We start from the raw sequence: 13,892 nt of genomic DNA, 5'->3' as shown, positions 1-13,892 counted from the left end.
GGGAGCGCGGCGTCGGTGTGGGAGAGCACCGGCCGCGGCGCGCGGTTCGGTGTGGGAGCGCACCGAACCGCGGGTCTGGAGAACGAAGTCAGGCGGCGAGCTTGTCGGCCACCTGGTTGAAGTGGGCGGCGTACTTCAGCGCGATCTCGCGCTCGTCGTCGTCGATGCCCTGCTTGTCGCCCCCCATGGGGCTCCAGTGCGTCGGGCCGTACGGGCTGCCGCCGGTGCGGGTCGAGCCGACCTCCTCGGCCAGGCCGTAGCCGACCGGCACGATCACCATGCCGTGGTGGTAGGCGAAGGTCGACATCGACAGGATCGTGGTCTCGTGCCCGCCGTGGATGGTGGCGGCGCCGGTGAAGAACCCGGCCGGCTTGCCGACCAGCCCGCCCTCCGACCACAGCGCACCGGTCTGGTCCCAGAAGTTCTGCAGCTGCGCGGTGTTGGACCCGTAGCGCGTCGGTGAGCCGAACAGGATCGCATCGAACTCGGGCAGTTCCTCGACGGTCGCCTCGGTCACGTCCTGCTGCTTGTCGATGGCGGCGGCGACGCCGTCCATCTGCTTGACCTCGTCGGGCAGCAGCGGATCGGGGACCCGGCGCAGGTGTGCCTCACCGCCGGCCTTCTCCACGCCCTCGGCCAGGATGGTGGCGAGGTCGTGCGTCGAGCCGTACATGGAGTGGTAGACGATGCCGATGCGGGCCATGCGCGGGATCCTCTGGTTGCGTTTCCGTGGAGATCAGACAACCGGGATTCGCATCTGCGGGGGAGCTGTCCCACGGTCGGACGGCCAGACCCCGTCCGACCCCCGCCGAGCGTCGGGACGCCGTCGGGGAACGCTCGGGTGTGCTGCGGGCGCCCTCGCCCGGCACCGCCAGGTGCCTGGCCGCCGACGGATCGAGCCGGACGTGCGTGCGCCCGCTCGGGTCAGGCGCGCGCCAGCCACTGCGCGAAGGGGTCGCCCGTCAGCCGCTCGTAGGCCTCGACGTACTTCGCCCGCGTGGCCTCGACGACCTCCTCGGGCAGCGCCGGCGCCGGCGGGGACTTGTCCCAACCGGTCGAGGTCGCGAAGTCGCGCACGTACTGCTTGTCGAAGCTCGGTGGCGTCGTCCCCGGCCGCCAGGCGTCTGCCGGCCAGTACCGCGACGAGTCGGGCGTGAGCACCTCGTCGGCCAGCACGAGCTCTCCGTCGAGCAACCCGAACTCGAACTTGGTGTCCGCCAGGATGATGCCCTGCGCCGCCGCGTGCGCGGCCGCGGCCACGTAGATGGCGATCGAGCGGGCCCGCAGCAGCTCGGCCAGCTCCGTGCCGACCCGGTCGGCGACCACGTCGAGGGCGACGTTGAGGTCGTGCTCCCCCGGTTCCGCCTTCGTGGCCGGGGTGAAGATCGGCTCGGGCAGGCGGTCGGCCTCGACCAGCCCGTCGGGCAGCGCGACACCGCAGACGGTGCCGTCGGTGCGGTACTCCTGCCAACCGGACCCGGCGAGGTGACCCCGCACGACGCACTCGAACGGCACGATCTCGACCTTGCGCACCAGCATCGAGCGGCCACGCAGGTGCTCGGCGGCGTCGGCGACGACGTCGGGCAGGTCCGCGACCGCGGTCGACACGAGGTGGTTGGGCGTCAGTTCGGCCAGCCGCGCGAACCAGAACGCCGACAGCCCGGTCAGCACCCGACCCTTGTCCGGCACCGGCGTCGGATGCACCACGTCGTAGGTCGACACGCGGTCGGAGGCGACCAGCAGCAGGTGGTCCTCGTCGACGTCGTAGAGGTCGCGGACCTTGCCGGAACGCAGGTGGGGCAGGGCGTCGAGGGGCACGGCGGACTCGTTTGGCGGTGGCGGCACGCTGGCGTGCGGAGGGCCGCGTCGGCCGTGCGCCTGCGCCGGCAGGACAGCCGCCGGCAGGCGAGGGGCGACGCCGACGCCAGCCTACTGGCGGGGGCCATCGCCGCGATCCCGCCGGACGAGGTCCTCGACGGTGTCGACGTCGGGGGGGAGCCGGTCGTCGACCCGCACCAGGGCGACGTCGTGGCCGTCGAACAGCTGCCGGGCACCGGCGTCACCGTCGAGATCGGCGAGGCGCGGCCACAGCCGGCGTGCGAGCCCGACCGGGTGGCCCGTGCCGTCGGCGTAGCGGACGCGCGCGATGCCGTCGGGGGCGGCCTCGGCCGCGTCGGCCACGGCGGCGACGGCGGCGGGCCGCAGCCCGGGCTGGTCGGCGAGCAGCACCACGACCACGTCGACGTCGTCGGCGGCCTCGACGGCGGCGAGGCCGGCGCGCAGGGAGCTGGCCTGACCGCTGCCGTGATCGGGGTTGTGGACGACCTCGACCGCACCGCCCCGGGCGGCGGCCGTCGCGACCGCGTCGGCGTCGTGGCCGACGACGACCACCACGCGGGCGAGTCCGGCCGCGTGCGCGGCCGCGACCGCGTGCGCGACCAACGGCAACCCGTCCACCTCCACGAGCTGCTTGGTGGCACCGAACCGGGTGGCACGGCCGGCCGCGAGCACGAGGCCCACGGCCACGGACGGGACGACGGGGACGGTCACGGGCGACCTCTAGGCTCGGTGCGTGCGAAGGAGTGTGCCGACATGGACCAGGATGCCCGCCGCCGTGCCGCCGTGGTGACCGCCTCGGACGGGGTCACGACCGGCCACCGCGAGGACCGCTCGGGTACGGCGGTCACCGAGACCCTGACCGCCGCCGGGTTCGTCGTGCGCGTCCGGGAGGTGGTCCCCGACGAGCGCGAGCGGATCGCCGAACTGCTGCGGCGCCTGTGCGACGAGGACGACGTCGCGCTGGTCGTGGTCACCGGCGGCACGGGGTTCGGGCCCCGCGACGTGACCCCGGAGGCGACCCGCGACGTGCTGGACCGGGAGGCGCCCGGCCTGGCCGAGGCGATGCGGGCCGCCGGCCGGGCGGTCACCCCGCTGGCCGACCTCTCGCGCGGGGTGTGCGGGGCCCGGGGGACGACGCTGGTCGTGAACCTGCCGGGCAGTCCGACGGGAGCGACCGAGTCGCTCGACGCGGTGCTCGGGCTGCTCCCGCACGCGCTGGACCTGTTGGCGGGTGACACGCAGCACCGCTGACCGCCGCAGGGCCGGCGGCGCCGAGGCCGACCGGCGTGCGCGGCCGGCGTGCGCGGCCGGCGTGCGCGGCCGGCGTGCGCGGCGGTGGCCGGCGCGTGCTTGCGGTGGCGGCAGTGGATCAGCCCGCTCGCCGGCGCCAGAGCACGACCGTCAGGATCGCGACGAGTGCGGCGGCGAGGACCGGCAGCAGACGCTTGAGGGTCGCGCTGCCGGCGACGTCGACCAGGTCGAGCGCGTCGTCGGCCCGGAACGGGTCGGGCGCGATCCGGCGCGGTCCACCGACCACCGGCGTGGCCGGCGCCGCCGCCCCGACGGCCGCCGCCCCGGTCAGCGCGGCCTCGCCGCGGCCCGGGACGGTCGGCGCGTCGTCCGCCGCCGGTCCTGCCGCCGCCGCGTCGGGGGGTGCGGCCGGGGACGTGGCCGGCTCGGCGGTGTCGGGCGCCTCGTCCTCCCCGAGCAGTTCGCGCAGGCGTTCGGCGAACGCGTCGATGATCTTGGTGCCGACCTCGGCCATCACCCCACGGCCGAACTGGGCCGGCTTGCCGGTGACGGCCAGGTCGGTCACGACCGTGACGAGCGTGTGATCGCCCTGCTGGCGCAGGTCGGCGGTCACGTCGGCCCTGGCCGTTCCCGTCCCCCGGGTCTCCTTGCCGCTGGCCTCGATGCGGGCGTGCCTGGCGTCGGCGTCGGCCTCGACGAGGCGGGCCTGCCCCCGGTAGGTCATCGAGATCGGGCCGACCTTGACCTTCACCCGCCCGGTGTGGACGTCGCCGTCGACCTCCTCGAGCTGCGCGCCGGGCAGGCAGGGCGCCACGCGTTCGAGGTCGGTGAGCGTCGCGAAGGCGGTGTCCACGTCGGTCGGGACGGTGAACTCGTTGGTGAACTCCACGGGGTCGCTCCTGGTCGGCTCGGACGGAGGTCAGACGTGCAGCGGGGGCTCAGGTGCCGGCCGCGGGTCACCGCGGTGGATGTCGCCGTCGGTGTCGGTCAGCGGGCGACCGCTGCCGCCATGGCGCAGCGCGACGATCTCGGCGGCGATGGACACGGCGGTCTCCTGCGGGGTGCGCGCGCCGAGGTCCAGCCCGATCGGTGAGCGCAACCGCCGCAGCGCCGCCTCGTCGACGCCGACCTCGCGCAGGCGCCGCAGCCGGTCCTCGTGCGTGCGACGGCTGCCCATCACGCCGACGTACGCGGCCGGGCTCCGCAGCGCGACCTGCAGCACGGGCACGTCGAACTTCGGGTCGTGGGTCAGCACGCAGATCACCGTGCGGGCGTCGACGCGGGTCTCGGCGAGATAGCGGTGGGGCCACGCGACCACGACCTCGTCGGCGTCGGGGAAGCGCAGGTCGGTCGCGAACCGGGCGCGCGCGTCGCAGACGGTGACGGCGAAGCCGAGGTAGCGGCCGATCGAGGCGACCGCGGCGGCGAAGTCGATGGCGCCGAAGACGAGCATGCGCGGGCGCGGCGCGAAGGACTCGACGAAGACGGCCACCTCGTCACGACGGCGCTCACCGCGCGGGCCGACGTGACGGAGGCCGGTCCCGCCCTGGGCGAGCATGCCGCGGGCGTGTTCGGCGATGGCCCGGTCGAGGAAGGCCTCCCCGGTGGCGCCGGTCACCCCGAGGTCGTCGACCACCAGCGTGCGGCCGACGAGCCGGTCGTCCTCGGCGTGCTCGACGACGGTGGCGAGCGCGACCGGATGGTCCGCCTCGACCTGTGCGGCGACCGCGGCGAGGTCGAGGTCGGCCGGGGTGACCGGGCGGACGAACACCTCGATGGTGCCGCCGCAGGTGAGCCCGACGGCGAAGGCCTCGTCGTCGGCGATGCCGTAGCGCACCTGTCGGGGCCGCCCGGTGGCGAGCACCTCGGTGGCGACCTCGACGACCGCCCCCTCCACACAACCGCCCGAGACGCTGCCGAGCACGGTCCCGTCGGGGTGCAGGGCCAGGGCCGCTCCGGGACGGCGGGGCGCGCTGGCGCTGGTCGCGACGACGCTGGCCAGCGCGAACGTCACCCCGTCGGCCTGCCACCGGCGCAGGACGGACAGTTCGTCACGCATCGCGACCCCCTCGCTCCTGAGCGGACAACGTAGGACCGGTGGCCACGTCGTGCTGCCGTGCGGGCGGATCGGTCGCGGCGCCGGCGACCACGGCGGCGAGCGCCTCGAGCGACGCGAGGGAGTGTCCGGCCTGGAAGGCGTCGCAGTACGGCAGCGCGGCGGCCATCCCACCGGCGGTCGGCGCGAAGCCGGGACGTCCGGCGCGCGGGTTGGCCCACACCAGCCGGTGCGCCAGCCGCGACAGGCGCCGGACCTGGGTCGCGAGCTCGTCGGGGTCACCGGTCTCCCAGCCGTCGGAGAGCACCACCACGACCGCGCCGCGGGCGACGCCACGCTGGCCCCACCGGTCGAGGAACTCGCGCAGCGTCGCCCCGAGGCGGGTGCCTCCGGACCAGTCCGGGATCGCCGCCGACACGGCGCGCATGGCGGTCTCGGCGTCGCGGTGGGCGAGCTCGGACGTGACCCGGGTCAGCCGGGTGCCGAGCGTGAACACCTCGGTCGGGGCGCGGCGCGCGCGGACGGCGGCGTGGGCGAAGCGCAGCAGCGCATCGGCGTAGCCGGCCATGGAGCCGCTGACGTCGACCAGCAGCACCACCCGTCGTGGCCGTGGACGTGGGCTGGTGCGGTGCAGCCGACCGGGTTCACCGCCGGCCGCGAGCAGCGCCCGCACCGTGCGGCGCCGGTCGACCGGGCCGCGGCGGGCGGGCTGGCGACGGCGGGTGCGCCGCAGCTCGCCGGGCAGGGAGAACGCCCGCAGCAGCCGGTGCAGCTCGGCGCGTTCGTGGTCGTCGAGGCGCGCGACGTCGCGGTGGCGCAGGGTCTCGTACGCGCTGGCGTGACGGGTGACGGCCGTCACCGTCGGTGCCTCGTCGTCGGCCGTGCCGGAGCCGGGCGTGGCCAGCGCCGCCGCGGTGACCTGCACCCGGCGGGCCGTGCGGGCCCGGCCGGGCACGGCCACGCCGGCGAAGAACGCGGCGAACACCCGGTCGTAGCGGGCGAGGTCGTCCGGCCCCGAACACAGCGTCAGGCGGCCGGCCCAGTAGACGTCACGGGTGCGCTCGGGTGCCAGGACGTCGAGGGCCGCCACGAAGGCGTGCACCCGGGTCGGGTCGGCGTCCACCCCGGCGGCCCGCAGCGCGCGGGCGAAGCCGACCGCGACCGGCGCCAGGCTCGTCGCTGCGCCCCCGCCGGGCGTCGCGCCCCCGCCGGGCGACGCGACACCGCCGGACGACCCGGCACCGTCGGGTTGCTTCCCGGCCCCGTCGGGTGGCGCGGCGTCAGCCATCGGTGACCGCCCGACCGACCAGCGTGGCGACGTCGATCGCCCGGGCACGGTCCTGGTCCTCACGGAACTTGCACACCGCCCCGAGGGTCGCGACGACCCGGTCGGCGTCGAGGGCGTCGGCGCCGAGCGCGACCAGCGCCGCGGTCCAGTCCAGCGTCTCGGCGACGCCGGGTGGTTTGAGCAGGTCCTGTCCGCGCAGGGTCTGCACCGCCGAGACGACCTCGCGGGCGAGCCGCTCGGTCACCCCCGGCAGGCGTGTGCGGACGATCGCGACCTCCCGCGGATAGCTCGGATGGTCGAGCCAGTGGTAGTAGCAGCGCCGCTTCAGCGCGTCGGAGACCTCGCGGGTGCGGTTGGACGTCAGCACGACGACCGGTGGGACCGCCGCCCGGATCGTCCCGAGCTCGGGGACGCTGACCGTGAAGTCGCCGAGGACCTCGAGCAGCAACGCCTCGAACTCGTCGTCGGCGCGGTCGACCTCGTCGACGAGCAGCACGACCGGGTCGGTCTCGAGCGCCTGCAGCAGCGGCCGGGCCACCAGGAAGCGTCGGTCGTACAACTCCGCCTCGAGTGCCCGTTCGTCGCGGGGGTCCGCGTCCCGGCCGCTGCGCCGGGCGGCCGCCTCGGCGGTCCGCAGGTGCAGGACCTGGGCCGGGAAGTTCCAGTCGTAGAGCGCCTGGGTGGCGTCGATGCCCTCGTAGCACTGCAGGCGCAGCAGCGGCGCGTCGAGGACCTCGGCGAGTGCCGCCGCCGTGGCGGTCTTGCCCACGCCGGCGTCACCCTCGAGCAGCAGCGGACGACGCAGGGCGAGCGTGAGGAATGCCGCCGTCGCCAGTCCCTCGTCGGCGAGGTAGCCGGCCTCCGCCAACCGCGCCGCCAGCGCCGCCGGGCCGTCGACGCCGAGCGGCAGCCGACCCGCGGACGCCGCAGGTGCCGGGGATGGCGCGGGAACGCGCGGCGGACGTCCCCGCCCCTCCTCCGTCCCGGCTGCGGCGTCGCTCAAGAGGCCGCGGCCTGCAACGCCCGGCGGGTCAGGACACGTGCCAGGTGCTCGCGGTACTCCGGGCTCGCGTTGAGGTCACCCGAGGGGGTGGTGCCCTCCGCCGCAGCGGCGGCCGCGTCGGGGATCGCGTCCGGGGGCGCACCGGCGAGCGCCTGTTCGACGGCGTGGGCACGCACCGGCACGGTCGCCATGTTGGTCAGACCGACCCGGGCCTCGGCGATGCTGCCGTTCGAACGGCGCACCAGCGCGAGCGCCCCGACGATCGCCCAGGCCTGCGAGACCCGGGTGAACTTCTCGTAGCGCCAACCCCAGTCGTCGCCGAGCTTGGGCACCCGGACCTCGGTGAGGATCTCGTCCTCGGCCAGCGCGGTGTCGAGGTAGTCGACGAAGAAGTCGGCGGCCGGGATCTCCCGGCGCCCCTCGGGACCGGCCGCGACCAGCGTCGCGTCGAGCGCCACGGCCAGCGCGGGCAGGTCCCCGGCCGCGTCGCCGTGGGCCAGCGCCCCACCGATGGTGCCGCGATGGCGGACCTGCGCGTCACCGACCATCTCGGTGACGGCCGCGAGCACACCACAGTGTTCGCGCACCAGCGCGGCGTCGAGCACGTCCTGGTGACGGGTCATCGCCCCGATGGCGAGCCGGCCGTCGTCGGTCTCGCACACGCCCTTCATCGCGTCGACGCGCCCGAGGTCGACCAGCACCTCGGGCACCGCCAGCCGGAGCTTCATCAGCGGCAGCAGGCTGTGCCCGCCGGCGAGGACCTTGGCCTCGTCGCCGTGCTCGACCAGGGTCGCCACGGCGTGGTCGACCGACTCGGCGCGGACGTAGTCGAACGGTGCCGGGATCATGCCGGACCTCCCTGGGTACCCGCCGGCGCGCTGCTCTCGGCGCCCGCTGACGCGGAACGGATCGCCTCCCAGACGTTGCGTGGTGACGCGGGCATCGGCACGTCGTGCACGCCGAGCGGCCGCAGCGCGTCGACCACCGCGTTGATCACGGCCGGCGTGGACGCGATCGTGCCGGCCTCGCCGACGCCCTTGACGCCGAGCGGGTTGGTGGTCGCCGGGGTCTCGGTGCGGTCGGTCACGAACGTCGGCAGGTCGGCCGCCGAGGGGACGTAGTAGTCCACCAGCGAACCGGTCAGCAGGTTGCCCTCGTCGTCGTGCACGGCCTCCTCGAACAACGCCTGGGCGATGCCCTGCGCCAGACCACCGTGGATCTGGCCCTCGACGATCTGCGGGTTGATCACCTTGCCGACGTCGTCGACGCAGACGTAGCTGCGCAGGTGCACGCGGCCGGTCTCGGTGTCGACCTCGACCGCGGCGAGGTGGGTGCCGTGCGGATAGGAGAAGTTCTCCGGGTCGACGGTCGCGTCGGAGTCCAGCGACGGTTCCATGTCCTCCGGGTAGTCGTGCGCCGCGAACACCGCCAGCGCGACCTCCTGGATGGTCTTGGCCGCGTCCGGGGAGCCCCGCACGCTGAACCGGCCGTCGGCGAACTCGAGGTCGTCCTCGCTGGCCTCGAGCAGGTGCGCGGCGACCCTTCGCGCCTTGGCGACCACCTTGTCACAGGCGACCTGGACCGCGTACCCACCCACGACCAGCGACCGCGAGCCGTACGTGTCCATGCCCTTGTGCGCGACCGCCGTGTCGCCGTGGCGGACCTCGACGTCCTCGTAGGGCACACCGAGCGCCTCGGCCGCGATCTGCGACCAGGCGGTGACGTGCCCCTGCCCGTGCGGCGAGGTCCCGGTCACCACCTCGACCTTGCCGCTGGGCAGCATCCGCACCCCGGCGTACTCCCAGCCGCCCGCGCCGTAGGCGAGCGAGCCGAGCACCCGCGAGGGGGCCAGCCCGCACATCTCGGTGAAGGTGGAGATCCCCAGGCCGAGCTGCACCGGGTCGCCGGCCTCGCGCCGACGCCGCTGTTCCTCGCGCAGCCCGTCGTAGTCGAACAGCTCCTTGGCCCTCGCGGTCGCGGCCTCGTAGTTGCCCGAGTCGTAGGTGATCCCGGCGATGGTCTCGTAGGGGAACTCCTCGTGACGGATCCAGTTGCGCTCGCGCAGCTCGAACGGCTCCATGCCGAGCTCGTGCGCGGCCTCGTCGACGAGCCGCTCGATGGCGAAGGTCGCCTCGGGCCGTCCGGCGCCGCGGTAGGCGTCCGTCGGGGTCTTGTTGGTGAACACCCCGGTGCAGGTGAACGACAGCGCGTCCATCTTGTAGATCGCGTTGAACATGAACGCGCCCAGCAGCGGTACGCCCGGGGTGACCAACTGGAGGTAGGCGCCCATGTCCGCCAGCAGCTCCACCCTCAACCCGCGGATGCGGCCGTCGGCGTCGAGCGCCATCGACAGGTCCTGCACCTGGTCACGGCCGTGGACGGTGGCCTGGTACCCCTCGGAGCGGGTCTCGGTCCACTTCACCGGCTGGTCGAGCAGCTTCGCCAGCACGAGGCAGATCGCCTCCTCGGCGTAGACGTTGAGCTTGCTGCCGAACCCGCCGCCGACGTCGGGCGCCACCACCCGCAGCTCGTGCTCGGGGACGCCGCAGGTCAGCGCCAGCATCAGCCGCAGGATGTGCGGCACCTGGGTCGCCGACCACAGGGTGTACTCGCGCTGGTCGCGGGGCGGCGCACAGACGACCGCGCGCGGCTCGATCGCGGTCGGGATCAGGCGCTGGTTGACGAACCGGCGGCTGACCACGTGCGCGGCGCCGTCGAACGCGGCGTCGATGTCGCCGTTGACCAGCGGCCAGGTGAAGCATTCGTTGGAACCCAGCGTCGTGTCGGCGAGGTCGGCCCCGTCCGCCAGTGCCGCCTCCATGTCGGTCACGACCGGCAGCGGGTCGTACTCGACGTCGACGAACTCGATGGCGTCGGCGGCCTGGTAGCGGCTGCGGGCGACCACCACGGCGACGGCGTCGCCGACGTAGCGCACCTCGTCGGTCGCGATCGGCAGGTGGACCGGGGCACGCATGTCCTCGGTGACCGGCCAGGCGCACGGCAGGCCGGCAGCCCAGTGCTCCTGCAGGTCCGCGCCGGTGTAGGCCGCCACGACGCCGGGTTGATCGAGCGCGGCGGACACGTCGACCCGGGTGACCTTGGCGTGCGCCATCGGCGAGCGGACCACCGCCAGGTGCAGCATGCCGGGCAGGGCGAGGTTGTCGGTCCAGCGGGTGCGGCCGGTGACGAGGTGGGCGTCCTCCTTGCGCAGCTTGGTCACGCCGACGACGGCGTCGGGGGTGGCGGGGGCGTCGAGTGTCGTCACGGCGTCACCTCGACGTTGCGCAGGTCGTCGACGTGCTGCGGGTCGTCGACCACGTCCGCCTCCCCGACGGTGCCCTCGGCCGGGTCACCGACGTCCTCGCCCCGCAGTTCGGCCGCCGCCCGCAGAACCGAGCGCACGATGTTGACGTAGCCGGTGCAGCGGCACAGGTTGCCCTCGAGACCGAGGCGGACCTCCTGCTCGGTCGGATCGGGGTTGCGCTCGAGCAGGTCGAGCGAGGACATGATCATGCCGGGCGTGCAGTAACCGCACTGCAGGCCGTGCTCGGCGTGGAAGGCCTTCTGCAGCGGGTGCCAGCCGCTGGTGGCGTCGCCGTTCGTCGGCGGTTGTGCCAGCCCCTCGATCGTGCGCACGTCGCTGCCGTCGGCCTGGACCGCCAGCATCGTGCAGCTCTTGACCGACTCCCCGTCGAGGTGGACCGTGCACGCGCCGCAGTTGGACGTGTCACAGCCGATGTTGGTGCCCGTCCTGCCGAGCACGTCACGCAGGTAGTGCACGAGCAGCTGCCGCGGTTCGACGTCGTCGTCGTACCGGGCGCCGTCGACCGTCATCTGGACCCTGGTCACGCTGGCCTCCCGTCGTCGCCGAGCCCGTGCGCGGGCCCGCCGGCGCAGGTCGCCCTCCGGCGCGACGTCGTCCACGAGCGTGCGCTCCGTGCTGCGGGGCTCCCGACCCGCCTGCCTGGTGAGCGCGGGCCGAACCGTAAATCCGGACGCCGAGCCGCGCGGCGGAGACCGGTGGGTCGTCTGTTCCGCGCGCACCGTCCGTGCGCCCGCGCACGTGGCCGCGTACGTGGCCGCGTACCTGGCCGCGTACCTGGCCGCGTCGGTGCCTGCGTACGGGTCAGTCCGCGGGGTAGGCGACCGCCTGGCCGTCGGGGACGCCGACCAGGCTCGCCGGGAGCTCGTCGACCGGCGGGAGCCGGTCGCGGTCGACGGCCAGCACGAGGCGGTAGGGGTTGTAGTCGTCGGTGCAGGCGCCGGCGCCGGCCGACGCGCGCTCGACGGTCACGACGTCGCCGTCGACGGTGGACAGGTCCGCGAGGTAGTCGGGGCAGCTGCCCGACTCCCCCGAGGACCACACGACCAGCACCTGCCGGTCGAGGTCGACGTCGTCGAGCTCGCCGTAGCGGCCGGGCGTCACCGGCGGCTCGTCGTCGACCGGCGTCAGGTCGTCGGGGACGTTCTCGGCCCAGGCCCGCGCCGCGGTCTCGGGGTCGGCGGCGACCTCGAGGACGGCGAACGCCGTGCCGTCGAGACCGTCGCGCCACCCATCGACCTTCGCGAGGGTGATCACGCCATCGGCGGGAGCGGGCGGGGGGTCCTGGATCTCGAAGCAGATCGCGTCCGCGCCGTAGGCCGCCGACAACTCGGCGAGCCGCTCGTCGGACGGCGCGTACACGCCGACGGTCGTGCGGTTGATCATGACCTGGACGCCGGACGAGGTGACCGCCCCCTCCTGCTGACCGCCGGCCTCGTTCGCCATCAGCCGGTCCTGGAGCCCGCGCAGCTCGTCCTCGGTGTGGGCGGCCTCGGCCACGGCGACACCCGGGTGGACCTCGGCGCGGATCGCCTCGGCGTGCGCGTCGACGTCGTCGGTGAACGCGACCGCGACGCCGCCGAGCCCGTGGTCGATCCACACGCCGGCGAACGCGTCGGCGGCGTGCTGACGGGCCCAGGCCTCGACCTCCTGGGCGAGGCCGCCGGGGTCGGGTCGGGTGACGCCTCCCGCGGTTCCCTCGCCGGGCAGTTCCCCGCCGTCGAGCGGGGCCGCGGTCGTCCCGGTCGGCTCCCCGTCCGGTGGCGGCTCGGCGACGAGGTCGTCGACCTCCTCGCAGCGCGGCGCGAGCGCACCGTCGTCCGCGGAGCCGGCGGCGCCGGGCTGGTCCCCGGTCGCGCCCCCCGGCGCGTCGCCCGCCGTGCCCTCCCCCGGCGCCTCGCCACAGGCGGCCAGCAGCAGGGCGACGGCCGCCAGGCCGACGGCGCCACGTCCGAGGCGGTCGCATCCTGCGTGCACGCGGTGCATCGCCGCTCCCTCTCGCTCGCGTCCGGTGTCGACGGTAGGACGTCGCGCCGGGCGGCGGAGTTGCACCGGTGCTCACCGATGCGCCGACGCCCCGTCAGCCGCCGATGTAGGACATCTCGACGCGCGGGCCGGTGAGTCCCGCCTCGGCGCGCAGCTCGGAGGCACGGTCGGTGCGGGCGGACCACACGGCGCGGACCGCGTCGGCCAGCGCGTCGTCGTCGGCACCTGCGCGGACGAGCGCCCGCAGGTCGGTCCCCGACGCCGCGAACAGGCAGGTGTAGAGCTCACCGACCGCGGACAGCCGGGCCCGGGTGCAGGTGCCGCAGAACGGCCGGCTCACGGAGGCGATGATCCCGACCTCGCCGGCGCCGTCGCGGTAGCGGAACCGTTCGGCGACCTCGCCCGGGTGGGAGGGGTCGACCGGCTCGATCGGCCAGCGGGCCGCGATGCGCTCGGCGACCTCGGCGGCCGGCACCATCCGGTCGCGCAGCCAGCCGTTGGTGGTGCCGACGTCCATGAACTCGATGAACCGCAGGGTCACGCCGGTGTCGCGGGCCCAGGCCGCGAGGTCCTCGACCTGGTCGTCGTTCACCCCGCGTTGGAGCACGCAGTTGACCTTCACCGGGTCGAGGCCGGCCTCCCGGGCCGCGGCGATGCCGTCGAGCACCGTGCCGACCGGCGCGTTGGTGTCGGCCAGCTGTCGGAAGGTCGCGTCGTCGAGCGCGTCGAGGCTGACGGTGATGCGGCGCAGACCGGCCGCGGCCAGGGCCGGGGCGAAGCGGCGCAGCAGGACCCCGTTGGTGGTCAGGGCGAGGTCCTCGAGCCCGTCGATCGACGCCAGGCGCGACACCAGCTCGGGCAGGTCGCGGCGCAGCAGCGGCTCCCCGCCCGTCAACCGCAGCTTGCGCACCCCGAGCCTCACGAACACGCGGGCGAGGCGGGTCAACTCCTCGAAGCTCAGCAGCTCCTCGCGCTCGAGGAAGGCGTGGTCGGGGCCGAACACCTCGCGCGGCATGCAGTAGCGGCAGCGCAGGTTGCACCGGTCGGTCACCGACACGCGCAGGTCCTCGACCGGCCGGCCCAGCCGGTCGAGCAGCGGTGTGGTCACGTCCGTCCCCATCGTCGGCACCGTACCCGGGCGCCGGCG

At 74.8% G+C, this 13,892-nt stretch carries 13 protein-coding genes; 1 reads left to right on the top strand and 12 read right to left on the bottom strand.

Annotated features, from left to right (window positions below):
• Nucleotides 1-88 precede the first annotated feature (88 nt).
• The 3 genes from wrbA to ELR47_RS02245 form a co-directional block, all read right to left on the bottom strand.
• Nucleotides 89-703, bottom strand: a complete 615-nt coding sequence (wrbA, locus tag ELR47_RS02255) for an NAD(P)H:quinone oxidoreductase (RefSeq protein WP_130648413.1) — start codon at nt 701-703, stop codon at nt 89-91.
• A 221-nt stretch (nt 704-924) separates the two neighbouring features.
• On the bottom strand, nt 925-1,818 hold the full coding sequence (locus tag ELR47_RS02250) for a phosphoribosylaminoimidazolesuccinocarboxamide synthase (RefSeq protein ID WP_130648412.1): 894 nt from the start codon (nt 1,816-1,818) through the stop codon (nt 925-927).
• Between the two features lie 111 nt (nt 1,819-1,929).
• Nucleotides 1,930-2,550: a nucleotidyltransferase family protein gene (locus tag ELR47_RS02245; RefSeq protein ID WP_130648411.1), complete on the bottom strand. Its 621-nt coding sequence runs from the start codon at nt 2,548-2,550 to the stop codon at nt 1,930-1,932.
• A gap of 42 nt (nt 2,551-2,592) precedes the next feature.
• Between ELR47_RS02245 and ELR47_RS02240 the strand changes: the two genes are divergently transcribed.
• Entirely contained in the window at nt 2,593-3,090 is a 498-nt protein-coding gene (locus tag ELR47_RS02240) for a MogA/MoaB family molybdenum cofactor biosynthesis protein (RefSeq protein WP_130648410.1), read from the top strand.
• A 118-nt stretch (nt 3,091-3,208) separates the two neighbouring features.
• On the opposite strand, the gene ELR47_RS02235 is transcribed toward ELR47_RS02240, so the two are convergent.
• From ELR47_RS02235 to moaA, 9 genes are all read right to left on the bottom strand, one after another.
• Nucleotides 3,209-3,979: an SRPBCC family protein gene (locus tag ELR47_RS02235; protein WP_130648409.1), complete on the bottom strand. Its 771-nt coding sequence runs from the start codon at nt 3,977-3,979 to the stop codon at nt 3,209-3,211.
• A gap of 30 nt (nt 3,980-4,009) precedes the next feature.
• Nucleotides 4,010-5,149 carry an XdhC family protein gene (locus tag ELR47_RS02230; protein ID WP_130648408.1) on the bottom strand — a complete coding sequence of 380 codons (1,140 nt, stop codon included), beginning with the start codon at nt 5,147-5,149 and terminating at the stop codon, nt 4,010-4,012.
• The gene (locus ELR47_RS02225; RefSeq protein ID WP_130648407.1) at nt 5,142-6,434 is read right to left on the bottom strand and encodes a vWA domain-containing protein; all 1,293 of its coding nucleotides are present in this window, start codon (nt 6,432-6,434) and stop codon (nt 5,142-5,144) included. The genes ELR47_RS02230 and ELR47_RS02225 overlap by 8 nt, the downstream gene beginning before the upstream one ends.
• A complete protein-coding gene (locus ELR47_RS02220; protein WP_205745398.1) occupies nt 6,427-7,437 on the bottom strand; it encodes an AAA family ATPase in 1,011 nt (336 codons plus the stop codon). The genes ELR47_RS02225 and ELR47_RS02220 overlap by 8 nt, the downstream gene beginning before the upstream one ends.
• Nucleotides 7,434-8,285 (bottom strand): FAD binding domain-containing protein, encoded by an 852-nt coding sequence (locus ELR47_RS02215; RefSeq protein WP_130648406.1) that lies wholly within the window; start codon nt 8,283-8,285, stop codon nt 7,434-7,436. Before ELR47_RS02215 ends, ELR47_RS02220 begins: the two co-directional genes overlap by 4 nt.
• Nucleotides 8,282-10,702, bottom strand: coding sequence for a xanthine dehydrogenase family protein molybdopterin-binding subunit (locus tag ELR47_RS02210; protein WP_130648405.1), 2,421 nt, complete (start codon nt 10,700-10,702; stop codon nt 8,282-8,284). The genes ELR47_RS02215 and ELR47_RS02210 overlap by 4 nt, the downstream gene beginning before the upstream one ends.
• Entirely contained in the window at nt 10,699-11,271 is a 573-nt protein-coding gene (locus tag ELR47_RS02205) for a (2Fe-2S)-binding protein (protein ID WP_130651172.1), read from the bottom strand. Before ELR47_RS02205 ends, ELR47_RS02210 begins: the two co-directional genes overlap by 4 nt.
• Nucleotides 11,272-11,563: 292 nt before the next feature.
• Nucleotides 11,564-12,745: a hypothetical protein gene (locus tag ELR47_RS02200; RefSeq protein WP_130648404.1), complete on the bottom strand. Its 1,182-nt coding sequence runs from the start codon at nt 12,743-12,745 to the stop codon at nt 11,564-11,566.
• A gap of 94 nt (nt 12,746-12,839) precedes the next feature.
• A complete protein-coding gene (moaA, locus tag ELR47_RS02195) occupies nt 12,840-13,865 on the bottom strand; it encodes a GTP 3',8-cyclase MoaA (RefSeq protein ID WP_130648403.1) in 1,026 nt (341 codons plus the stop codon).
• Between the last annotated feature and the right edge of the window lie 27 nt (nt 13,866-13,892).

Source organism: Egicoccus halophilus (genome assembly GCF_004300825.1).
Classification (GTDB): Bacteria; Actinomycetota; Nitriliruptoria; order Nitriliruptorales; family Nitriliruptoraceae; genus Egicoccus; species Egicoccus halophilus.
Note: the sequence above shows the minus strand (reverse complement) of the source record. Positions and strands in the feature narration are given on the sequence as shown.